This is a genomic window from Streptomyces sp. NPDC007808 (assembly GCF_042868655.1).
Taxonomy (GTDB): domain Bacteria; phylum Actinomycetota; class Actinomycetes; order Streptomycetales; family Streptomycetaceae; genus Streptomyces.
The window spans coordinates 36,020-59,491 of sequence record NZ_JBIAEQ010000006.1 but is presented as its reverse complement, the minus strand read 5'-3'; the positions used below and the strand labels follow the sequence as shown (position 1 = coordinate 59,491).

Annotated in this window: 14 protein-coding genes and 2 pseudogenes; 11 read left to right on the top strand and 5 right to left on the bottom strand. The window is 72.5% G+C overall.

The window, feature by feature from the left end:
- Positions 1-11 precede the first annotated feature (11 nt).
- Together ACFYNL_RS22635 and ACFYNL_RS22630 are read left to right on the top strand one after the other, a co-directional pair.
- Positions 12-1,409: a chloride channel protein gene (locus ACFYNL_RS22635; protein ID WP_388806359.1), complete on the top strand. Its 1,398-nt coding sequence runs from the start codon at positions 12-14 to the stop codon at positions 1,407-1,409.
- 1,059 nt (positions 1,410-2,468) lie between these two features.
- Positions 2,469-3,308, top strand: coding sequence for an SDR family oxidoreductase (locus ACFYNL_RS22630; RefSeq protein WP_388806357.1), 840 nt, complete (start codon positions 2,469-2,471; stop codon positions 3,306-3,308).
- 38 nt (positions 3,309-3,346) lie between these two features.
- Here ACFYNL_RS22630 and ACFYNL_RS22625 read toward each other — a convergent pair whose 3' ends face one another.
- Entirely contained in the window at positions 3,347-5,185 is a 1,839-nt protein-coding gene (locus ACFYNL_RS22625) for a glycoside hydrolase family 15 protein (RefSeq protein ID WP_388806355.1), read from the bottom strand.
- A 289-nt stretch (positions 5,186-5,474) separates the two neighbouring features.
- On the opposite strand from ACFYNL_RS22625, the gene ACFYNL_RS22620 reads away from it, so the two are divergent.
- Positions 5,475-6,548, top strand: a complete 1,074-nt coding sequence (locus tag ACFYNL_RS22620; RefSeq protein ID WP_388806353.1) for a YhjD/YihY/BrkB family envelope integrity protein — start codon at positions 5,475-5,477, stop codon at positions 6,546-6,548.
- Here the strand turns inward: ACFYNL_RS22620 and ACFYNL_RS22615 are convergent.
- Together ACFYNL_RS22615 and ACFYNL_RS22610 are read right to left on the bottom strand one after the other, a co-directional pair.
- Positions 6,475-8,913 (bottom strand): FUSC family protein, encoded by a 2,439-nt coding sequence (locus ACFYNL_RS22615; protein ID WP_388806351.1) that lies wholly within the window; start codon positions 8,911-8,913, stop codon positions 6,475-6,477. The genes ACFYNL_RS22620 and ACFYNL_RS22615 overlap by 74 nt on opposite strands.
- 487 nt (positions 8,914-9,400) lie before the next feature.
- Complete coding sequence (locus tag ACFYNL_RS22610; protein ID WP_388806349.1) at positions 9,401-10,579, bottom strand: saccharopine dehydrogenase family protein; 1,179 nt, start codon at positions 10,577-10,579, stop codon at positions 9,401-9,403.
- 91 nt (positions 10,580-10,670) lie between these two features.
- Between ACFYNL_RS22610 and ACFYNL_RS22605 the strand changes: the two genes are divergently transcribed.
- From ACFYNL_RS22605 to ACFYNL_RS22585, 5 genes and pseudogenes are all read left to right on the top strand, one after another.
- Entirely contained in the window at positions 10,671-11,051 is a 381-nt protein-coding gene (locus tag ACFYNL_RS22605) for an MmcQ/YjbR family DNA-binding protein (RefSeq protein ID WP_388806347.1), read from the top strand.
- Between the two features lie 239 nt (positions 11,052-11,290).
- A pseudogene (locus ACFYNL_RS22600) lies at positions 11,291-12,412 on the top strand (CaiB/BaiF CoA transferase family protein); the annotation flags it as partial.
- A 656-nt stretch (positions 12,413-13,068) separates the two neighbouring features.
- Positions 13,069-14,211 (top strand): acyl-CoA dehydrogenase family protein, encoded by a 1,143-nt coding sequence (locus ACFYNL_RS22595; protein WP_388806346.1) that lies wholly within the window; start codon positions 13,069-13,071, stop codon positions 14,209-14,211.
- A gap of 40 nt (positions 14,212-14,251) precedes the next feature.
- Positions 14,252-15,466 carry an acetyl-CoA C-acetyltransferase gene (locus ACFYNL_RS22590; protein WP_388806344.1) on the top strand — a complete coding sequence of 405 codons (1,215 nt, stop codon included), beginning with the start codon at positions 14,252-14,254 and terminating at the stop codon, positions 15,464-15,466.
- Positions 15,467-15,500: 34 nt separating this feature from the next.
- Positions 15,501-17,678: a 3-hydroxyacyl-CoA dehydrogenase NAD-binding domain-containing protein gene (locus ACFYNL_RS22585; protein ID WP_388806342.1), complete on the top strand. Its 2,178-nt coding sequence runs from the start codon at positions 15,501-15,503 to the stop codon at positions 17,676-17,678.
- 110 nt (positions 17,679-17,788) lie between these two features.
- On the opposite strand, the gene ACFYNL_RS22580 is transcribed toward ACFYNL_RS22585, so the two are convergent.
- Positions 17,789-18,508 carry a MerR family transcriptional regulator gene (locus ACFYNL_RS22580; protein ID WP_388806340.1) on the bottom strand — a complete coding sequence of 240 codons (720 nt, stop codon included), beginning with the start codon at positions 18,506-18,508 and terminating at the stop codon, positions 17,789-17,791.
- Positions 18,509-18,754: 246 nt separating this feature from the next.
- Here ACFYNL_RS22580 and ACFYNL_RS22575 point away from each other — a divergent pair, with 246 nt between their 5' ends.
- The 3 genes and pseudogenes from ACFYNL_RS22575 (at position 18,755) to ACFYNL_RS22565 (ending at position 21,659) form a co-directional block, all read left to right on the top strand.
- Positions 18,755-20,221 (top strand): amino acid permease, encoded by a 1,467-nt coding sequence (locus tag ACFYNL_RS22575; RefSeq protein WP_388806338.1) that lies wholly within the window; start codon positions 18,755-18,757, stop codon positions 20,219-20,221.
- Positions 20,222-20,260: 39 nt separating this feature from the next.
- A pseudogene (locus ACFYNL_RS22570) lies at positions 20,261-20,751 on the top strand (macro domain-containing protein).
- Positions 20,748-21,659 (top strand): adenosine kinase, encoded by a 912-nt coding sequence (locus ACFYNL_RS22565; protein WP_388806336.1) that lies wholly within the window; start codon positions 20,748-20,750, stop codon positions 21,657-21,659. The pseudogene ACFYNL_RS22570 and the gene ACFYNL_RS22565 overlap by 4 nt, the downstream one beginning before the upstream one ends.
- A gap of 67 nt (positions 21,660-21,726) precedes the next feature.
- Here ACFYNL_RS22565 and ACFYNL_RS22560 read toward each other — a convergent pair whose 3' ends face one another.
- The gene (locus ACFYNL_RS22560; protein ID WP_388806334.1) at positions 21,727-23,268 is read right to left on the bottom strand and encodes a M1 family metallopeptidase; all 1,542 of its coding nucleotides are present in this window, start codon (positions 23,266-23,268) and stop codon (positions 21,727-21,729) included.
- Positions 23,269-23,472 lie beyond the last annotated feature (204 nt).

Sequence of the window (23,472 nt, the reverse complement as noted above, 5' to 3'; positions counted from 1 at the left end):
AGGCACGGGTCGTGCCCGAACCGGAGCACCCGGCTGCGTCCACCCCCGGCACGCAGCCGGAGACGGCCGAACGGCTGCGCGACCTGCTGCGGCAACCGGCCTACCAGAAAGCGCTCGTCCTCTCCGCGCTCATCGGCGCCCCGGTCGCCCTCATGGCGTTCTGGTTCCTGGCCGCGCTGCACGAGCTCGAACACGCGTGGTGGGACGAACTGCCCGCCGCACTGGGTTGGCACACCCCTCCCTGGTGGTGGCCGCTGCCCCTGTTGACCCTCGCCGGGGTCGCCGTGGGTCTGGTGGTACGGCACCTGCCCGGAGCCGGCGGCCACGTCGCCGCCGCCGGTCTGCACCCCCAGGGAGCAGCCCCCTCCGCCCTGCCGGGGATCCTCCTCGCGGCCCTCGCCGGCCTGCCGCTCGGTGCCGCCCTCGGCCCCGAAAGCCCGCTGATCGCCCTCGGCGGCGGTCTGGCCCCCCTCCTCGCGCGACTGGCCAGGGCGCCGGTGACACCGCAGGGCACCGCCCTCCTCGGCGTCGCCGGCGCCGCCGCGGCACTTCCGGCGATCTTCGGCAATCCGCTGGTCGGAGCGGTGATCCTCATCGAGGTGGCCGGCGTGGGCGGCCCGCGGCTGTTCGCCGTCATGCTTCCGGCACTCCTGTCCAGCGGGGTCGGCTCGCTCGTCTTCACCGGGTTCGGCCGCTGGACCGGCCTGTCCACGGGCGACCTGACACTGAAGGGGATCTCGGCGCCCCGCCTCGATGCCGGGGACATCCTCTGGACGGTGCCGATGGCCGTCGCCCTCGGTGCCGCGACGCACTACGTGCTGAACACCGGCCGCCTGACCGCGCTGTTCGTCCGCAGACGAACCGTCGTGCACACGGTGGTCTGTGCCCTGGCCGCCGGGGCGTGCGCCTCGGTGTACGCGCTGGCCACGGACCGCTCCCCGGCGGAGGTCGCCTCGTCCGGCCAGGCCACCCTCGCCCGCCTCGCCGAGGACCCGCACGCCTGGAGCGTCGGCGCGCTGATCGCCGTACTGCTGTGCAAGTCCGCGGCGTACGCGCTGTGCCTGGGCAGCCTCCGCGGTGGCCCGGTCTTCCCCGCGCTGTTCCTAGGGGCGGCGGCGGGCGTGCTGCTGGCCCCGCTCCCCGGCCTGGGCGTCGTGCCCGGGCTGGCCGCCGGCATGGCGGCCACAGGCGCCGCGGCCCTGCGGCTGCCGGTCAGCAGCGCGGTGCTGGTCGTCCTGCTCCTGGGCAGCGGGGCGATGACCTCCGTGGTGATCATCGCGGCGGTGGTGAGCTTCGTGACGGCCGAACTGCTGCCACCGGGCCGCGCCGTGCCGCCACCCGAAGAGCCGGAGCGGGCGACGGCCGTACGGGCCCCCGGCAGGCGGGACGGCGGGCCCGAGCGCGGCTGACCCGGCCGCGGGCTGGGGCGCCGGTGCGCCGGACCGGAGCGGCTGGCCCGGTCGCGGGCTGGGGCGCTGGTGCGCCGGACCGGAGCGGCTGGCCCGGTCGCGGGCTGGGGCGCCGGTGCGCCGGACCCGAGCGCGGCTGACCCGGTCGCGGGCCGCGGCGCTGGTGCGCCGGACCCCGAGACGCGTTCCCGTCCCGCCCTCGCGCCGCACCGACTGGGCATGCGCGCCCGCCGACGGCGACCCGCAGTCGGCAACCGGAGCCCTGCCGGGAAGGAGCCACCTGACCGGCTCCCCCGAGACCGCACGCACCGCATGTCCGACACGGACCACCGGGCCCGTGCCAAGGCTGTCCGCGCGGGCGGCCGCGGACACGGACCCCGGGCCCGCGCCAAGGCTGTCCGCGCGGGCGACCACGGACACGGACCCCGGGCCCGTGCCAAGGCTGTCCGCGCGGGCGGCCGCGGACACGGAGGGCCGGCCCGGGGCCATGGCCTCGCTCACGCCCGAGCGTGTGGTGGCCGTAGTGGGTGCCGGACGCGGTGTGCTGCTGACTTCCCCCGGCTGCGGAACGTGCCGTGGCTGCAGCCCGTCGATCAGGTGAGCGCCGGTGACCCGGTGGCCGCCCGGTCCGCCCAGGGGGCACGGTCGAGCCGGGCGACCTGCTGTTCGTGCGGGTGAGCACCGTCGTCGGCCGCCTCACCCGGTGACCAGGACCCGCTCGGGCCCGTGCCGGTCCGCATCCGCAGGCGATGCGGTTGCCGGCCCGAGCGGGGCGTGGCCGTCCTCGGGACGGACGGCGACGACGACACGGCCCAGCCCCGGTCAACCCATCCCTGACGGCCATGGGCGAACGCCCTGAGGGTGGGCGATCACCTCATGGAGCGGTTGACTTGACCGGGGGCGGGGGACCCGCCTTCGGGCGGGGGAAGATCCTCCGCCGGTCGGCGCAACACCGGTTCGTGCCGCGACGACGCGGCCCGCCCCCGGTGATTGGGTGGCGCTTCGACCTCCGGGCCACGGCCCGGGCGACCCGGCCCCGCAGTGCAGGAGACAGCCATCGTGAGTTCCCCCGAGGGCACGCCCCGCGACGTGATCCCCGCCCAACTGCTCAAGGGCCAGAAGGCCCTGGTCACCGGTGCGAACTCCGGCATCGGCAGGGCGACGGCCCTGGCCATGGGCCGGGCCGGGGCCGATGTGGTCGTGAACTACGTGGCCGGACGCGAGGAAGCCGAGAAGGTCGTCGAGGAGATCAGGTCCTTCGGCGTGCGGGCCGTCGCCCACGAGGCGGACGTCTCCGACGAGGACCAGGTCGTCGCCATGGTGAACCGGACGGTCGAGGAGTTCGGCACCCTCGACATCCTGGTGGCCAACGCCGGCCTCCAACGCGACGCCCCCTTCACCGAGATGACGGTCGCCCAGTGGCAGAAGGTCATCGACGTCAACCTCACCGGCCAGTTCCTGTGCGCCCGCGAGGCCACCAAGGAGTTCCTGCGGCGCGGCGTCGTCCCCGAGGTGTCGCGCGCGGCCGGGAAGATCATCTGCATGAGCTCCGTGCACCAGGTCATCCCCTGGGCCGGGCACGTCAACTACGCCTCCTCCAAGGGCGGCGTGCGGATGATGATGGAGACGCTCGCCCAGGAGCTCGCGCCGAAGAAGATCCGCGTGAACGCCATCGCCCCGGGCGCCATCCAGACCCCCATCAACCACAGCGCCTGGGAGACGGCCCAGGCCCGCGAGGACCTCCTCAAGCTGATTCCCTACGACCGCATCGGCGACCCGGAGGACATCGCGCGCGCGGCCGTCGCCCTCGCCTCCGACCTCATGGACTACGTGGTCGGCGCCACGCTCTTCGTGGACGGCGGGATGACCCTCTTCCCGGGATTCGCCACCGGCGGCTGACCGTCCCCGGTGCGCCGGCCGGGCCGCAGCCGGCAGGGCTACGCACGGTCCAGGGCCGAGTCGAGGGTGATCGCCGCGTCGATGAGGGCGAGATGGGTGAACGCCTGGGGGAAGTTGCCCAGTTGACGGCCCGTCGGGTCGATCTCCTCCGAGTACAGACCGAGATGGTTGGCGTACCCCATCATCTTCTCCAGCACCAGCCGCGCCTTCCCGGTCCGCCCCGCGCGGGCCAGGGCGTCGACGTACATGAAGGTGCACAGGGAGAAGGTGCCTTCCGAGCCTCGCAGGCCGTCCGGTGAGGCCTCCGGGTTGTAGCGGTAGACCAGGCTGTCGCTGACCAGTTCCTGTTCCATGGCGGCGAGCGTCGACGTCCAAAGGGGGTCGTCGGGCGTGATGAACCCGACCGTCGCCATACGCAGCAGCGAGGAGTCGAGGACATCGCCGCCGTAGTGCTGGACGAAGGCATGGCGCCCCTCGCTCCAGCCCTTGGCCATGACCTGTTCGTAGCAGTCGTCCCGGGCGCCGCGCCAGCGGTCGGCGGCGGCGGGCCGGCCGTTGGACTCGGCGAGCCGCAGGGCGCGGTCGAAGGCAACCCACGACATGACACGGCCGTACGTGAAGTCCTCCCGGCCGCCGCGGGTCTCCCACAGTCCCTCCTCCGCCTGGTCCCAGTGGTCCACCAGCCAGTCGAGGTTGGTCAGCAGCGCGTTCCAGCCGCGGTGCCCCATCTGCAGTCCGTGCCGGTGCGCGAAGTGGATGCTGTCCAGCGCCTCGCCGTAGATGTCCAGTTGGAGCTGCGCGGCGGCACCGTTCCCGATGCGCACCGGCGCCGAACCCGCGTAGCCCGCCCAGTGGTCGAGGATCTGTTCGTCCAGGTCGGAGGAGCCGTCCACCCTGTACATGACGTTCAGCGGACCGGTGTCGCCCTCCCTTCCGGCCCGCTCCCTGACCCGGTCCGAGAGCCACTGTATGAACGCCCTGGCCTCGTCGGTGAAGCCCAGCCCCAGCAGCGCGTACACCGAGAAGGACGCGTCCCGGATCCAGGTGAACCGGTAGTCCCAGTTGCGCTCCCCGCCCAGTTGCTCGGGAAGCGCCGTGGTCGGGGCGGCCACCACGGCGCCGGTGGGCGCGAAGGTCATCAGCTTCAGCGTGATCGCGGAGCGCTCCACGGTCTCGCGCCAGCGTCCCGTGTACCGCGACTGGCGCAGCCAGCCGCGCCAGAACAGCACCGTCTCGTCGAAGAGTTGCTGGTACTCCGGCAGCCGCATCTCCCTCGGCGGCCCGTCGGCGGCCCACTCCAGGGCCAGCCCCCGCTCCTGGCCCGCCTCCAGCCTCAGCGTGAAGTGCAGGGCGTCCCGGCGATCGGCAAGCACGTCCAGCAGCCGCTCGTCGTCCGGTTCGCGGATGGGGTGCACGGTGAGCTGCGCGCCGCCCTGCGCGGTGAACACCGCCCCGTGCGTGCTGATGTGCAGACGGTGCGGCCGCCGCCCGTAGTCGAACCTCGGCGCTATCTCCACCTCGAACGTCATCCTGCCGCGTACACAGCGGACCATCCTCACCAGCTGGTGGCGCTCGGTGACCGTGCGGCCGGTCACCGGCATGAAGTCGATGACCTCTCCGGCGCCCGCCTCGGTCATGAAGCGGGTGACCAGGATCGCCGTGTCGGGAAGGTACAACTGCTTGGTCGCGTACGACCGGTGCATCGGGCGGACCGTGCAGTGCCCGCCCTTGTCCTTGTCCAGCAGCGCGCCGAACACGCTGGGCGAGTCGAATCTCGGGGCGCAGAACCAGTCGACGCTTCCGTCGGTCGTCACCAGTGCGGCGGTCTGGAGGTCGCCGAGGAGGCCGTGGTTCTCGATCAGCGGGTAGTCGTGCATCGGGGCCCGCCCTTTCGGTGTGCGATTCACCCGAACGCCCCTGGATCAGACTAAGCCGAGGGGCCCGGAACGGCGCGCGGGCGAGGGCCGTCGCCACGCCGCGCGGGCCGTACGCGGCCGGTGCCGGACCGACGACCAGCCCCGCCGTGAGGTGCAGTGTCGACCGAGACTCCCTCGGCTCCGGGGCTGCCCGCCGGTCAGAGCCAGGACCCGGACGATCACCGGGAGGAGACGCGCCGAAGGCACGCCGCCCACGCGTGCGCCGTACGGGTCGAGGGTGAGCAGGGCCGTGGTCGCCGTATCCGCACGCGGCGGACCCGGGCGGCGCCTCGTGACGCGGCGTGCCGAGGCCCGCCTCGTCGCGCACCCTGGAGTCGGGAAGGAGCGGCTCGATGGAGACTTCCGCAGCTACGCCGCCGGCAGCGCGGGCAAGCCGCCGAGCCGGCCCGCCCGGGTGAGCCGTGCAGCCGGCGGCCACCGGCGGATCCGCGCCCTGCTGCGCCCGTCGTGGTGGCGTGGCCGCATCGAGAACCTGACGGCCTGGCAGAAGACCCTCCACGCGCGCGTGGAGACCCGCTTCCCGGTGGTCACCGCACTCGTGGACCGCCTGGTGTCGGTGAACATCTTCGACTCCGCCACCCGTATCGCCGCGCAGTGCTTCCTGACCGCGGTGCCCCTGCTGTTCGTGCTCGGCGCCTACGCCCCGGAGGCGGTGCAGGACCAGGTGGCCGCGTCGATCAGCTCCGTCTTCGGACTGACCGGGCAGACGAAGGCGCAGGTGGAGCAGGCGTTCGAGCCCCCGACCGAGGACCTGCGCCAGGCGACCGGCCTGGTGGGCGGGCTGATGGTGTTGCTGTCGGCCACCGCGGTCAGCCGCGCGGTGCAGCGACTGTGCAGACGCGCCTGGCAGCTGCCCCGGACAGCGGGCAAGGTCGCTCCGTGGCGCTGGGTCGCATGGATCCTCCTGTGGCTTTGCTCACTCGTCGTGCAGGGGCTGCTGCACAACGGGCTCGGGCTGGGGGCGTGGGCCGGGTTCCCGATCGTCCTGGCCATGCAGGTGGTGATGTGGTGGTGGACCCAGCACCTGCTGCTCGGCGGGGCGGTCCGCTGGGCGCCCCTCGTGCCGGGCGCCGCCGTCACGGCGGTCGCGGTCAGCTGTCTGTCGGTGACGGCCCACTTCTACATGCCGCGGGCGCTCGACCGGGCCTTGGCCGGCTACGGCTCCGCGGGTTCCGTCTTCGTGCTGCTGTCCTGGCTGATCGTCGTGTGCGTGGCCGTCGCCATCGGCCTCAGCGTGGGCGCCGTGCTGTCCCAGGAGCCCTTCCTGCGGCGCCGCCTGGGAACGCCGACGTCACCGCCCTGACCGCGGGCGCGGTGTCGTCGCCGATCGCCCGTAGGTCCGCACCGAGGGTGCCGAGCCAGTTCTCCACGTCCACCAGGACCGGCAGGAACGGGCCGGTCAGGGACGACTCGATCGCGTACGGGATGCGCACCGGCGGCACCCGCACGCCGCCCTGCGGGAAGCCGGCGGCCCGGTCGGCCGCGTCCGCCGTCGACTCGGCGGCCTCGCGCGCCCAGGCCGCCGCCGCGTCGGACACCTCGCCGTCCAGGTCGTGCGCGGCGATCCGCGGCAGCCAGTCGGCGGCGACCAGGGTGTGGATCGCGAAGTTCAGGGCGGCCGGCCAGTCGGGCGCCGCCTCGTGATGGCTCGCGGGTTCGCTGCGGTACTGGGCGTACGCCGCCTCGGCGAGCCGCAGCCGGTGCCGGGTCCGCCACCGGGCGTGCTCGTTGTCCTCCGTGGGCTGCGTGGGCTGCGTGGGCTGCGTGGGCTGCGTGGGCTGCGTGGGCTGTGTCGGCTGCGTGGGCTCCGTCCTGACGTCGGGCGGCTCGGCCTTGTCTTCGTGCGGTTTCGCCCTGCTGTCGTACGGCTGGGTTGTGCCGTCGTCCGGCCTGGTGCGGTCGTCGGGCGGTTCGGTTCTGTCGTCGGGGCGTACCGGGTGCGCCTTCGACGGCTCGGCGGCGCCCTCGCGGGACTTCGTGGGAGCCGTCGCCACGGCCGCCGCACGTGTGGGCAGCGTGGCCGCCACCGTCGTCCGGACCAGGGGTGCCGCCTCCACAAGCATCCTCGCCATGCTCCGCCGGACCTCGGCGGCCGCTCCGGCCGGCCACGCCACGACCCCGCACAGCAGACCGATGCAGCAGCCCGTGAGGACGTCCAGCGCCCGGATCTCCCCGAGTCGCCAGGTGACCGGTACGAGCTGGGCGAAGGCCGTGGAGACGACCAGCGTGAACAGGCCCTGCGCCCAGGCGATTCCGGCGACGGGCCCCACCGTGAAGGCCAGCAGCATGAGGGGGACCAGCAGCGCCGCGTAGACGTCGGTCGTCTCGCCCGCCCACAGGATCAGCGTGCCGGCCGTCAAAGCCCCCGCGAACGTGCCGATCACCGCCAGTCGTACGGCGGACCAGGTGGCGCCCGCCGTGGTGCGTCCGAGCGTCAGCACGGCCAGCAGTACCCAGAATCCGTGGGAGAGGTCCAGCGAACCGGCGACGAGACGTGCGACGCCCAGCCCGAGCGCCGTGCGTACCGCGTTCTGGAACACGACCGAGCGCAGCGTCAGGTTCCCGGTGAGCCGCCGCAGCCACAGGTCGATCGCGGGCGGCCGCGCGTACCAGAGCTGTTCGCGCGGCAGCCCGCGCACCACGCGCCTGCCGCCGAGCGCGACGGACAGGGCGGCCCGGGCGGTCACCGCCGAGGCGGCCTCGGCGAGAACGGCCGACTGGCGCCGCAGGACGGTCAACGCCGGGGGTTCACGTGCCCCGGCGGCACGCCCGCGAGCGAGGAGGAACTGTTCGACCATCTCCTCAAGAGCCTCGGGGCCGGCCACGGGACGCCGACCGCGCAGGTTCTCCGCCATGGCGGCGCACTCCGCGGCGATCTCGGTCAGCAGCGACGCCGACAGGGGGTCCCGGGCGCGTGGGGGCGCGGGGTGTTCCGCGGCGCGGGCCAGCTGGTCGAGGAGGCGCCGGGTCGCACCACCCACGTGCGCCAGCGCGCGGTCGGTGCGTCCCGCGCCGGTCGGTCGTACGGCGGGCGGCAGTCGCGACAGACGCAGGGACTGGCCGGCCGACCGCAGCTCGCGGACGCGAGCGGGTTCGGCCGTACCGCCGCCCGCCGAGGCTCTCGCGGCGCGGGCCGCCACCTCCAGGGCAGCGGCGACCCGTTCGCGGTAGGGGACCTCCGCGGGTGCCGGCAGCAGCAGTGTCTCGCACAGCACCGTCACAGCGCCGCCCAGGAGCAGGCCCGCCAGCCGCTGGGGGAGGGTGTCCGGCTGGTAGGGCGGGAAGCAGGCCAGGATGTAGAACAGCTGCAGACCGGGGGCGGCGCCGGCCGGGGCGGGCCCGCAGGCCCCGCCGAAGGACAGCACGAAGCCCACGAGGACCATCCCGGCGACCGCCGGGGCGGTGCCGACGGCGAGCGCGGTGCCGAGCGCGGTCAGGGCCGCGGCGACCGGGAGGGCGTACAGGACCACGCGTGCGCGGTCCCGGCCCGAGCCGGGCAGGGGGGACAGGATGCCGAGGGCGATCGGGGTGAACAGGGCGTAGAGCGCGACCACCGGGGCGTCCAGGACGTACACCGCCGGATAGAACCCGGCGGCGGCCGCCACGGTGACCCGCACCGCCCGGCGTGCGGCCTGCACACGGTCGGGTGACGACGCCCGCTGCGGCATCTCGCTCCTTCCCGCGGCCCCACCCCGGGGAGCATCCCACCGCCGTCCTTCCATTGTCCGCACGTGCGGACCGCCGGCAGCCCCGGCGACCTGGGGAGTGCGGGCGCTTCGGACCGGAGGGCATGGCTGTCGCTCCCCACCCGTGGGTCAGGCACCCGCGGGTCCGGCGCCCATGGGCGGACGCCTGGGCCGTCGGCGAGGCTTTCGGCCGCGAGACCGGCACGATCTGCTGACGGATCCGCTACGGCCGCCCCGGCGGGCGGTTCCGCAACCCGCCGCTTCCCGGCGGAGGGGGGCGTACGGCGAGCCCGTGCGCCCCCCTCCCGCCGTGTCCGAGGCCGGTCGAGGCGGTGTCCGAGGCCGCGCCCGGCCGTTCCCGGTGCGGTTCGCCCAGGGGTGGGCCGCCGACTGTCCGCCGGTGCTGTCGGCGTTCAGCGCCGCGCTCAGCGCCGCATGCAGCGCCGGTACGCGTGGCCGTGTCAGCGGTTCACCGACGTGCCGCCACCCGAAAAGTGATCCCCGCCCGCCGCAACCGCTCGATCAGCGCGTCCCCCATCGCGACCGCCGTGGTGACCTGCCCGGCCGTCGGCGGCAGGTCGTCGAAGGCCAGGGACAGCGCCGACTCGGCGAACATCTTCGCCGTCTCGCCGTACCCGGGATCACCGCCCGCGACCTCGGTGAAGACCCGTCGGCCCCCGCCCTCGCCGACGAAGCGGACGGAGAACCAGCTCCTCGCGCGCTTCTCCGGCCCAGGCCCGTCACCGGGCTTCAGCCGGTCGGACAACCAGCGCCGGGCGGGCGGCAGTTGGGCGGCCGTGAAAAGCGCGCCCATCGCCGCCACCCCACCGACGGCGACGGGCAGATGCCGTACGGCGGCGTAGTGGCGGTAGCGGAAGTCGGGGCCGTAGCGTTCCAGGGCCCGCGCGGAGCGCTTGACGATCTGCGGGTCGATGGTCGGCAGCGGCAGCGCCCACGCGCCGACCTCCTTGGCGAACCGGGGTGCGCCGGTCGGCGCCAGCGCCCTGCGTCCCATGAGCCGGGGCTCGTGGCGGGCACGGTCACGCGCGGCGGCCACCATCTGACGCCCGCGTGAGAACTGGTTGAGCGCCGACGCGAACGTACCGCCGGAGAAGGTGGCGTCGGCCGTCACGAACCCCTCCACGGTGAGGGGTACGCCTTCCGGCAGCTGCCGGACGGTGAAGTACGCGCCCAGGTCGTGCGGCACGGAGTCGAAGCCGCAGGCGTGCACCAGTCGCGCGCCGGTCTCCCGCGCGCGTGCGTCGTGCCGGACGTACGTCCGGTCCACGAACTCCGGCTCCCCGCAGAGGTCGAGGTAGTCGGCGCCGGTGTCCGCGCAGGCCGCGACCAGGTCCTCGCCGTACATCACGTAGGGCCCCACGGTCGTGGCCACCACGTGCGCCTGCTCTGCGAGACGGCGCATCGAGGCCGGATCGGAGACGTCCGCCTCCAGCACCGCGACCCCCTCGCCGCCGGGCAGCCGGTCGCGCAGCCGCTCCAGTTTCTCCCTGCTGCGGCCGGCGATCGCCCAGCGCAGACCCTCGGGCGCCTGCGCGGCCAGGTACTCCGCGGTGAGCACCCCGACGAAGCCGGTCGCTCCGAAGAGCACGATGTCGTACGGGCGATCCGCCCTGTTCAGCCTGCTCATGACACCCCTCGGTCTCGCAGCTCGCGCCGTTGTCGGTGGCCGAGGCTAGCGTGAGGGATGCGGAGCCCGACGACGAGCCCGGAGGTAAGCGGTGGCCGTGCCCAGGAATGCCCTGAAGAAGTGGGAGAAAGTGCGCGCGTTCGCTCTGGGCCTCCCCGGCGCCACCGAGGAGTTCCCCTGGGGCGAGACGGTCGCGAAGGTCAACAAGAAGGTCTTCGTCTTCCTCGGAGTCGACGACGGCAGCTACCCGCTGGGCATAACGGTGAAGCTCAAGGACGAGTCGGCCCACGCCCACGCCCTGACCTGCCCCGGCGCCGAGCCCGCGGGATACGGCCTGGGAAAGTCGGGATGGGTGAGCATCCCGTTGCAGCCGACGGGCGCTCCCACGGCGGAGCTGCTCTGCGACTGGGTCGAGGAGAGCTACCGCACCATCGCACCGAAGCGGCTGACGGTTGAGCTGGACGGGCGCTGACTCCGGCCGGCCCGGGGTGCCTCCACCCGTGCCACCCGACCTCGGGCGGGTAACTTCCTAAGCGCTTGCTCTTGTGTCCGGCGGAGCATGTTCCTAGCATCGTCGGTGTTACAGCAGTTGTGTCAAACCACAGGTCACGTGCCGTCGCGCTCCGTCATCCGGCGGTCGCATATCGTCACGCTTCGGTCGCACCGCTGACTTCCGCACTCTCACCTCGTGTCCGATCCCCTGGGGGCTGGATGGCAACGACGCCAGGACAGGGCCCGCTCACCGGCGTACGGGTGGTGGAGCTGGCCGGCATCGGGCCGGGCCCGTTCGCCGCCATGCTCCTCGCCGACCTCGGCGCCGACGTCGTACGCGTGGACCGCCCCGGCGGCCCGGGGCTCGCGATCGACGCCGCGTACGACATCACCAACCGCAACAAGCGCTCGGTGGTCATCGACCTGAAGTCGGCCGACGGCGCGGCCCGCGTCCTCGACCTCGCCGCTCGCGCCGACATCCTGATCGAGGGCTACCGCCCCGGTGTCGCCGAGCGTCTGGGAGTCGGCCCCGAGGACTGCCACGCCCGCAACCCCGCGCTGGTGTACGGCCGGATGACCGGCTGGGGCCAGGAGGGGCCCCTCGCCCACCGCGCCGGCCACGACATCGCGTACATCGCGGTCACCGGCGCCCTCGGCATGATCGGCAGCCCCGACGAGCCACCGGCCGTCCCCGCCAACCTGCTCGGCGACTACGCGGGCGGCTCCCTCTACCTCGTCGTCGGCGTGCTCGCCGCCCTCCTGCACGCGCGGGCCACCGGTGGCGGCCAGGTCGTCGACGCCGCCATCGTCGACGGCACCTCCCACCTCGCCGCGATGATCCACGGCATGCTCGCCGCCGGCGGCTGGCAGGACCGGCGCGGCGCCAACCTGCTGGACGGCGGCTGCCCCTACTACGGCACCTACGAGACGGCCGACGGCGGGTACATGGCCGTCGGCGCCCTGGAACCCCAGTTCTACGCCGAGTTCCTCGGCCTGCTCGGCCTCACGGAGTTCGCGGACGCCCGCAAGGACTGGACCCGCTGGGGCGAACTGCGCGAGGCGGTCACCGACCGCTTCAAGTCCCGTACCCGGGCCGAGTGGACGGCCGTCTTCGAGGACACCGACGCCTGCGTGGCGCCCGTCCTGTCGCTGCGCGAGGCCCCGCACCACCCGCACCTCGCCGCCCGCGGCACCTTCACCGAGCACGGCGGCATCACCCAGCCCGCCCCGGCCCCCCGCTTCTCCGTCACCCCCACCGCCGTACGCACCGGCCCGGCGCGGCCCGGCGCCGACACCGCCGAGGTGGCCCGCGACTGGGGCGTACGCGGGTTGCCGGGCGACCCTGGTGGGGCGGACACAGCGGCGACGGACGCCGAAGCGACGGACCGCCCGGACCTGCGAGGCGCCGAGGTGGTCGACCCGAACCCGACGGAGCCCGGGGGCACCGGCCCGGATCTGTGGGGCGCCGAGGTGGTCGCCCCGAGCCCGGCGGAGCCCGGGGGCACCGGTCCTGACCTGCGGGGCGCCGAGGTGGTCGCCCCGAGCCCGGCGGAGGCCGGGGGCGTCGGCCCGGATCTGCGGGGCGCCGAGGTGGTCGCCCCGAACCCGGCGGAGACCGGGGGCGTCGGCCCGGATCTGCGGGGCGCCGAGGTGGTCGCCCCGAGCCCGGCGGAGACGGGGGGCGTCGGCCCGGACCTGCGGGGCGCCGAGGTGGTCGCCCCGAACCCGGCGGAGACCGGGGGCACCGGTCCTGACCTGCGGGGCGCCGGGGTGGTCGACCCGTCTTCGGCGCCCGCCGCTCCGACGGCCCCGCTCGCCAGCAGCGGCGACGCCGCCACCTCGCATCCGGACGGCGCCGAGGCCCCGTACCCGGTCCCTGACGGGGCCGACGCCACACGCCCCCACAGCCCCACCCGCGCCGAGGCCCCGAATCCGCACCCGAAGGCCTCCGGCACGACCCGCCCCGACCCGTACGGCGCCGACACGAAGGGCCTCGAATGAAGCGGCAGATCTTCGCCCCCGAGCACGACGCGTTCCGGGAGACCGTGCGGGCCTTCCTCGCCAGGGAGGTGCTGCCCCACTACGAGCAGTGGGAGAAGGACGGCATCGTCTCCCGCGAGGCCTGGCGCGCGGCCGGCAAGCAGGGCCTGCTCGGCTTCGCCGTACCCGAGGAGTACGGAGGCGGCGGCACCCCCGACTTCCGCTACAGCGCCGTCCTCGCAGAGGAGTTCACCCGCGCGGGTGCCCCGGGCCTCGCCCTCGGCCTGCACAACGACATCATCGGGCCGTACCTGACCGGCCTCGCGACCGACGAGCAGAAGCGCCGCTGGCTGCCCGGCTTCTGCGACGGCACGCTGATCACCGCCATCGCGATGACCGAGCCCGGCGCCGGCTCCGACCTCCAGGGCATCCGCACCCACGCCGAGGACCGCGGCGACCACTGGGTGCTCAACGGCTCCAAGACGTTCATCTCCAACGGCATCCTCGCCGACCTGGTGATCGTCGTCGCCAGGACCACCCCCGAGGGCGGCGCGCACGGACTGTCACTGCTCGTCGTCGAGCGCGGCACGGACGGCTTCGAACGCGGTCGGAACCTGGACAAGATCGGCCAGAAGGCGCAGGACACGGCCGAGCTGTTCTTCCATGACGTCCGCGTGCCCAAGGAGAACCTCCTCGGCGAGCTGAACGGCGCCTTCGTCCACCTGATGACGAACCTCGCCCAGGAGCGCCTCAGCATCGCCGTCTCCGCGATCGCCGCCGCCGAGCACCTGCTGGAGATCACCACGGAGTACGTCAAGCAGCGCGAGGCCTTCGGGCGCCCGCTGGCCACCAAGCAGCACATCCGCTTCGAGGTGGCCGAGATGGCCACCGAGTGCGCCGTCACCCGCACCTTCCTCGACCGCTGCATAGAAGACCACGCGAACGGGGAGCTCGACGCCGTCCACGCCTCGATGGCCAAGTGGTGGGCGACCGAGCTCCAGAAGCGGGTCGCCGACCGCTGTCTGCAACTGCACGGCGGCTACGGCTACATGAGCGAACAGCCGGTCGCCCGTGCCTTCACCGACGGCCGCATCCAGACCATCTACGGCGGAACGACCGAGATCATGAAGGAGATCATCGGCCGTTCCCTGCTCGGCTGAAGCCCCCTCGCCGGGCCGACCCTCACCGAAAGGCCTCCCTGTGAGCACCGAAGCGTACGTGTACGACGCGATCCGCACCCCGCGCGGCCGCGGCAAGGCGAACGGCGCCCTGCACGGCACCAAGCCCATCGACCTGGTCGTCGGCCTCATCCACGAGATCCGCGACCGCTTCCCGAACCTCGACCCGGCCGCCGTCGACGACATCGTGCTGGGTGTCGTCGGCCCGGTCGGCGACCAGGGCTCCGACATCGCCCGTATCGCCGCCATCGCGGCCGGACTGCCGGACACTGTGGCCGGCGTGCAGGAGAACCGCTTCTGTGCCTCGGGCCTGGAGGCCGTCAACCTGGCCGCCGCCAAGGTGCGCTCCGGCTGGGAGGACCTGGTCCTCGCCGGCGGTGTCGAGTCGATGTCCCGGGTGCCGATGGCCTCGGACGGCGGCGCCTGGTTCAACGACCCGATGACCAACCTCGCCGTCAACTTCGTGCCGCAGGGCATCGGCGCCGACCTGATCGCCACCGTCGAGGGCTTCTCGCGCCGCGACGTCGACGAGTACGCGGCCCTGTCCCAGGAGCGCGCGGCCACGGCGTGGAAGGAGGGCCGCTTCGAGAGGTCCGTCGTCCCGGTCAAGGACCGCAGCGGCCTCGTCGTCCTCGACCACGACGAGCACATGCGCCCGGGCACCACCGCCGACTCCCTGGCCAAGCTGAAGCCGTCCTTCGCGGACATCGGCGACCTGGGCGGCTTCGACGCCGTGGCGCTGCAGAAGTACCACTGGGTGGAGAAGATCGACCACGTCCACCACGCGGGCAACTCCTCCGGCATCGTCGACGGCGCCTCCCTGGTCGCCATCGGCTCCCGGCAGGTCGGCGAGCGCTACGGCCTCACCCCCCGCGCGCGGATCGTCTCCGCCGCCGTCTCCGGGTCCGAGCCCACCATCATGCTCACCGGCCCCGCGCCCGCCACCCGCAAGGCGCTCGCCAAGGCCGGTCTGACCATCGACGACATCGACCTCGTCGAGATCAACGAGGCGTTCGCGGCGGTCGTCCTGCGTTTCGTGAAGGACATGGGCCTGTCCCTGGACAAGGTCAACGTCAACGGCGGCGCGATCGCCCTCGGCCACCCGCTCGGCGCCACCGGTGCCATGATCCTCGGCTCGCTCGTCGACGAACTGGAGCGCCAGGACAAGCGGTACGGCCTCGCCACGCTGTGCGTGGGCGGCGGCATGGGCATCGCCACCATCGTCGAGCGCATCTGACCCCCTCCCGACGGATCACACGGAGCACCTCCACATGAGCACTGAGTCCACCACCATCCGCTGGGAGCAGGACCGCGAAGGCGTCGTCACCCTCGTCCTGGACGACCCGAACCAGTCCGCGAACACCATGAACCAGGCGTTCCGCGACTCCCTGGCCGTGATCACCGACCGCCTGGAGGCCGAGAAGGACACCATCCGCGGTGTCATCATCACCTCCGCCAAGAAGACCTTCTTCGCCGGCGGCGACCTGCGCGACCTGATCCGGGTCACCCCCGAGACCGCGCAGGAGCTGTTCGACGGCGGCATGGCCATCAAGCGCGACCTGCGCCGCATCGAAACCCTCGGCAAGCCGGTCGTCGCCGCGCTGAACGGCGCTGCCCTGGGCGGCGGTTACGAGATCGCCCTCGCCTGCCACCACCGCATCGCCCTCGACGCCCCCGGCTCCAAGATCGGCTGCCCCGAGGTCACCCTCGGCCTGCTGCCGGGCGGAGGCGGCGTGGTCCGCACGGTACGCCTCCTCGGCATCGCCGACGCCCTGCTCAAGGTCCTCCTCCAGGGCACCCAGTACAACCCGCGGCGCGCCCTGCAGAACGGTCTGGTCGACGACGTCGTCACCACCCGGGAGGAGTTGCTCGCCAAGGCCCGCGCCTACATCGAGGCCCACCCCGAGTCGCAGCAGCCCTGGGACCGGCCCGGCTACCGGATCCCCGGCGGCACGCCCGCCAACCCCAAGTTCGCGGCGAACCTGCCGGCCTTCCCGGCCACCCTGCGCAAGCAGACGAACGGCGCCCCCTACCCGGCCCCGCGCAACATCCTCGCGGCCGCCGTCGAAGGCGCCCAGGTCGACTTCGAGACGGCACAGGTCATCGAGGCCCGCTACTTCGTCGAGCTGGCGGCCGGGCAGACGTCGAAGAACATGATCCAGGCGTTCTTCTTCGACCTGCAGGCCGTCAACTCGGGCGCCAACCGCCCCAAGGGCGTCGAACCGCGCAAGGTCCGCAAGGTCGCCGTCCTGGGCGCCGGCATGATGGGCGCGGGCATCGCCTACTCGTGCGCCCGCGCCGGGATCGACGTCGTGCTGAAGGACGTATCCCTGGAAGCGGCCCTGCGGGGCAAGGGCTACTCCGAGAAGCTGTGCGCCAAGGCGGTCTCCCGGGGCCGTACGACACAGGAGAAGGCGGACGCGCTGCTGGCCCGCATCACGCCGACGGCCGACCCGCAGGACGTGGCCGGGTGCGACGCGGTCATCGAGGCCGTCTTCGAGAACCCCGAGCTCAAGCACAAGGTCTTCCAGGAGATCGAGCACATCGTCGAGCCGGACGCGCTGCTGTGCTCCAACACCTCGACGCTGCCCATCACCTCCCTCGCCGAGGGCGTCGAGCGCCAGGCCGACTTCATCGGACTGCACTTCTTCTCGCCCGTCGACAAGATGCCGCTGGTCGAGATCATCAAGGGGGAGCGGACGGGCCAGGAGGCGCTGGCCCGCGCCTTCGACCTGGTCCGGCAGATCAACAAGACGCCGATCGTCGTGAACGACTCGCGCGGCTTCTTCACCTCCCGGGTCATCGGCCACTTCATCAACGAGGGCGTCGCGATGGTCGGCGAGGGCATCGAGCCCGCGTCGGTGGAGCAGGCGGCGGCCCAGGCCGGCTACCCCGCCAAGGTCCTCGCCCTGATGGACGAGCTGACGCTCACGCTGCCGCGCAAGATCCGGGGCGAGTCCAAGCGGGCCGTGGAGGAGGCCGGCGGCACCTGGACGGCCCACCCCGCCGAGGCGGTCATCGACCGTATGGTCGACGAGTTCGGCCGCACCGGCCGCAGCGGGGGCGCCGGGTTCTACGACTACGACGAGGACGGCAAGCGGGTGGCCCTGTGGCCGGGCCTGCGCGAGCACTTCACCGGCGAGGACGTGCGGATCCCCTTCCGGGACATGCAGGAGCGCATGCTCTTCTCCGAGGCCCTGGACACCGTCCGGCTGCTGGAGGAGGGGGTGCTGACCTCCGTCGCCGACGCCAACATCGGCTCGATCTTCGGCATCGGCTTCCCCGGCTGGACGGGCGGTGTCCTGCAGTACATCAACGGCTACGAGGGCGGTGTGGCCGGCTTCGTGGCCCGCGCGCGTGAGCTTGCCGACAGGTACGGGGAGCGGTTCACGCCGCCGGCGTTGCTGGTGGAGAAGGCGGAGAAGGGGGAGCGCTTCGAGGACGCGTGAGGCAGGACACGCGTCCCGTGCGGCGTGACGGATGACGCCCGGTGCCGGGCGGGGAGACCCCGCCCGGCACCGCGCCGTCGAGACGGGCCGGTCCGGCGCCGCCCGACGCGTCAGGCGGTGCCGCCGTCCTCCTCCGACATGCCGTTCAGCCAGTCCCGCAGCTCCTCCTTCAGCGAGCGCTGAAACGTCGTCAGCAGCGCCTGCATCACCAGGGGCTGCATGTGCGCGGAGAGCGACTTCACATCCCGCGCCGCCCGCTGGGACACCTCGCCCCGGAAGAGCTGCGACAGTTCGTGCGCGGCGGCCCGGGAGTGCTCGATGAGGACCGTGCGCGCCGCGAGGATCGCCTCCTGCGACAGCGGTACGTCCAGCAGCCCGACCCCGAGGCGAAGCAGCCCGAGGTCGACGCGGTAGCCGTCGTCACCGGCCGCGACGACCCCCATGGCCGCCAGCCGCTCCACGTCGCCGTCGCCGAGCGCCCGCCCCGCTCGTCGCTCCAGCTCCGCCCGCGGCACCGTCTCGACGGCGTCCGGCGCCCACGAGGCCACCACGGCACGGTGGATGGCGAGGTCATGGGCGTCCAGATCCGGGGGCAACTGCTGCAGATACCGCTCGATCGCCGCCAGCGTCATGCCCTGCTGCTGCAGTTCCTCGATGAGCGCCAGCCGGGCCAGGTGCTCGCGTCCGTAGTGGCCCACCCGGCGCGGACCGATCACCGGAGGAGGCAGCAGCCCCTTCGTGCCGTAGAACCGCACCGTGCGGACCGTCACTCCCGCCCGCGCGGCCAGCTCGTCGATCGTGAGGGTCGTCTCCCCGGCGTCGGTCGTCATGTGCAGCAGTATCGCTGTCTCACCAATGCTGTGACACCTCTCTGACACACACGGCCGGACAGCTCCGAGGCGCCGCGCACGGCCCGTGTGAGAAGCGACGCTCTGTGACATCCGCCACCGCGTGATCGACCCACGCCGGGGGAAGGTGGCCCCTTGGTCTGTGCCTTTACCGAGGGCGCAGGCCATACGCACGTCCGGCACCACCCGAGCGAGACCCGCTCGGGCGCACCAGAGAGTGGTACCCCCGTGAGCAAGGACGCCGTGAACACGGCAGTGGCCGCACCCCGTACCGACGCGGCCCAGGTGCCCGCGGACGCGGGCGACGCCGGTTACAGCAAGGACCTCAAGGCCCGCCACGTCAACATGATCGCCATCGGCGGTGCCATCGGCACCGGTCTCTTCCTCGGCGCCGGCGGCCGCCTCCACAACGCCGGTCCGGCCCTGGCGATCGCCTACCTGGTCTGCGGCATCTTCGCCTTCTTCGTCGTGCGCGCCCTAGGCGAACTCGTCCTCTACCGGCCCTCCTCCGGATCCTTCGTGTCGTACGCGCGCGAGTTCCTCGGTGAGAAGGGCGCCTACGTCGCCGGCTGGATGTACTTCCTGAACTGGTCGACGACCGGCATCGCCGACATCACCGCGATCGCGCTCTACACGCACTACTGGAGCATGTTCACCGACATCCCGCAGTGGGTGCTGGCGCTGATCGCGCTGGCCGTGGTGCTCGCGGTGAACCTGATCTCGGTGAAGATCTTCGGCGAGATGGAGTTCTGGTTCGCGATCATCAAGGTCGCCACGCTCGTCGCCTTCATGTTCGTCGGCATCTTCCTGCTCGCCACCCAGCAGGAGGTCGGCGGGCAGGCCCCGGGCCTGCACGTCGTCACGGACAACGGCGGTGTCTTCCCGCACGGTCTGATGCCCGTCGTCCTGGTCATGCAGGGCGTGATCTTCGCGTACGCCGCCCTGGAGCTGGTCGGTGTCGCTGCGGGTGAGACCGCCGAGCCGGAGAAGATCGTCCCCCGCGCGGTGAACTCGATCATGTGGCGGGTCGGTCTCTTCTACGTCGGCTCGGTCGTCCTGCTCGCCCTGCTCCTGCCCGGCTCGGTCTACTCGGCCGACGAGAGCCCCTTCGTCACGGTCCTGTCGAAGATCGGTGTCGAGGGCGCCGGCGACGTGATGAACCTGGTGGTCCTGACGGCCGCGATGTCCTCCCTCAACTCCGGTCTGTACTCCACGGGCCGCATCCTGCGCTCGATGGCGATGGCGGGCTCCGCGCCGAAGTTCACCGCCCGCATGAACCGCAGCCAGGTGCCCTACGGCGGCATCCTGCTGACCTGCGCGGTCTGCGTCCTCGGCGTCGGCCTGAACTTCCTGATGCCGGCCCAGGCGTTCGAGATCGTGCTGAACGTCGCCTCCCTCGGCATCATCAGCACCTGGGTGATCATCATGGTCTGCCATCTGGTCTTCGTCCGCCGCGCCAAGGCCGGCCTGGTCGCCCGCCCCTCCTTCCGCCTCCCGGGCAGCCCCGTCACGGAGATCGCCACGATCGCCTTCCTGCTGGCCTGCCTCGGCATGATGTGGAACGACCCCGAGGTCGGCCGCAAGACCCTCCTCCTCATCCCGGTCATCGCCGCGATGCTCGTCGGCGGCTGGTACGCGGTCCGCCACCGGGTGGCCCGTCAGGAGGACCGCGAGCTGACCGAGCTCACGAAGTAGTCGGAGGCCGTTGTCAGTGCGGCCCTCTACGGTGGCGTCATGTCGGAGATCACGTACATCCGGGGTGACGCCACCGCTGCGTCGGTGCAGGGCGTCAAGGTGATCGCCCATGTCTGCAACGACATCGGGGGATGGGGGAAGGGCTTCGTCCTGGCCGTGTCGCGGCGCTGGCCGGAGCCGGAGAAGTCCTACCGAGCCTGGCACCGCGACCGCGCCTCGAACGACTTCGGACTGGGCGCGGCCCAGTTCGTCCAGGTCGAGCCGTACGTCTGGGTGGCCAACCTGGTCGGGCAGCGGGGCCTCCGCACCAGGGGCAAGGGGGCGCGCCCGTGCGGTACGAGGCGATCGACGCGGCCCTGGAGCCGCTCGGTGAGAAGGCGGTCGAACTCGACGCGTCCGTGCACATGCCGCGGATAGGGTGCGGGTTGGCCGGTGGCACATGGTCCCGCATGGAGCCGCTCGTCGAAGAGCGGCTGGTGCGGCGAGGAATCGACGTCACCGTCTACGACCACGGGGGGAACCGGAGTTGACTCACGACATCGACGTGCTCGTGCTGGGTGGTGCCGGGGTGGACACCATCGTGCACGTGCCCGAGCTGCCGCTCCCGTACGCCGACAGCTACATGGTCGACAGCGGGATCCGCGCCCGCGCCGGGCAGACCGGGGACTTCGTGGCCCTCGGACTGAGCCGCCTCGGCCTGCGCACCCACCACCTCGACTTCCTCGGCGACGACCCGGAGGGCGACCTCGTGCGGGCCATGCACCGCGAGCGCGGCATCGCCCTGACCGCGATCCCGCAACCCGCCGGCACCAAGCGGGCGGTGAACCTGGTCGGACCGGACGGACGGCGGCTGTCGCTGTACGACACCAGCAGGGCCCACGCGGACGACCGGTTCCCCGAGGACACACTGCGCGCTCTCGCGGCGGTGAGCCGCCACGCGCACGTGTCGATCACGCACCCCTGCTCGCACGCCCTCCCCGTCCTGCGCGAGGCCGGCGTGACACTCTCCACGGACCTGCACAACTGGGACGGACACAACCCCTACCACGAGGCGTTCGCGTACACCGCCGACGTGGTGTTCCTCTCCGCCGCCGCCCTCACGGACCCGCCCCGGACCATGCGCCGCATCGCCGAGCGCGGAAGAGCCCAGGTGGTCGTCGCCACCGCCGGAGCCGACGGCGCGTACCTCCTGACCGACGGAGAGGTCACTCATGTCCCCACGGTGACGCCGCCGGCACCGGTGGTCGACTCCAACGGTGCCGGCGACGCCTTCGCGGCCGCCTTCCTCCACGGCTGGCTGTCCGGCGAGCCGCCGCACCGATGCGCCCTGTTCGGCGCGGTGGCCGGCGCCCACGCCTGCACGGTGCCTTCGACGGAGACGGACGCGATGGGCCGGGACGAACTGGTCGCGCGAGCGGCCGCGTTCGAGACCAGCTAGGTCGTGTCCGCAAAGTCCCGTCGACCGCCCGGAGGGCAGGCGGGTCTTTGCGACACGGCCTGGCCCGTCAGTGCCCGTGCGCGCGTCCGGTGTGCCCGCTCGCGTGCTCACGCCCGTGATCGTGCGCACCGTTCGTCGCCGCGATCTTCTTCCACGACTTCGGCTGCACCGGGGCGGTGCCGGCCGACCGGGCGATGGAGGCACCGCGCGCCGCGGCGGTGGTCGGCTTGGACGGCTGGAACAGCCAGGTGTCGAACAGTGCCGCCAGCGGCTGCCCCGACACCTCCTCGGCGTACCGCTCGAAGTCGGCCACCGACGCGTTGCCGTACGCGTACTTCTCGGTCCAGCCCTTCAGGATCGCGAAGAACGCCTCGTCCCCGATCTCGTTGCGCAGTGCCTGCAGGGTCAGCGCACCCCGGTCGTAGACCGCGCTGTGGAACTGGTTCTCCGGACCCGGATCCCCGGGTTCGACCTTCCAGAACGGGTCGTCGGCCGACCGTGAGGCGTACACGTAGTCGGCGATCTCCTGCGCCGTCCCCTCACCCTCGTGCTCGGACCACAGCCACTGCGCGTACCGGGCGAACCCCTCGTTGATCCAGATGTCCTTCCAGGACTCGACGGACACCAGGTCCCCGTACCACTGGTGGGCGAGCTCATGGACGACGAGGGAGGTGTTCGACCCGTTCGCGAAGTTCCGCGGGCTGTAGAACGGCCGGGTCTGCGTCTCCAGCGCGTACCCGGTGTCGGTGTTCGGCACGTACCCGCCGAGCGCGTTGTACGGATACGGCCCGAAGTACCCGGCCAGCCAGTCGGCGATCTCCCCGGTCCGCTCGATGCTGGCCCGCGCCGCGCCGGCGTGCCCGCCCAGGTCCTTGCTGTAGGCGTTGAGGACCGGGATTCCGCTCTCGCTCGTCCCGGTGGTGATGTCGAACCTGCCGACCGCGAGCGTGGCCAGATACGTCGCCTGCGGCTTGTCGGAACGCCAGTTGTAACGGGTCCAGCCCAGGCGTGAACTCGTCGACTGGAGCGTGCCGTTGGAGATCGCCTGCGTGCCGTCCGGGACGAGCGCCGAGACGTCGTAGGTCGCCTTGTCGAGCGGGTGGTCGTTGCTGGGGAACCACCACCAGGCGGCCTCGGGCTCGTTCGCCGCGACTCCGCCGTCCGGGGTGCGGTGCCAACTGGTGAAGCCGTACGCCTTCTTCGAGGACGGCACTCCGCGGTAGCGCACGACGACCGTGGCGGCCGTACCCTTGGCCAGCGGTTTCCTCGGTGTGATCTCCAGCTCGTGCTCGCCCGACGCCGTGAACGACGCCTTCAGGCCGTTCACCCGGACCTCGCTGACGTCCAGCAGGAAGTCCAGGTTGAAGCGGGACAGGTCCTGCGTGGTCTTCGCCAGCAGGGTCGCCGTACCCTCCAGCTCATCCGTGGCGGGCTGGTACTTCAGTCGCAGGTCGTAGTGGGAGACGTCGTATCCGCCGTTGCCGTACGCCGGGTAGTAGGGGTCGCCGATGCCCGGAGCGCCGGGGGAGTGGCTCGCGGCCGACGCCGGGATCACCAGCATCAAAGAGGCGGCTGCGAGTGCGCCCGGCGCCATGATTCTGCGGTGCACGAAAGCTCCAAGTCGTAGGGGCCCGAAGTCTGTCCGGAGCCTATTCACCACCCGGGGCCCGGGTGTGTCCATGACCACTGCCGTCACACGATCGCCATTCGGCCGACATGATGCGGCCCGCCCCAGGGACGAATATCGGCCACACTGGACCTCACACGCCGTCAGCCGCCCTCTTCTGCACCGGAGTTCACCGATGTACCGTCC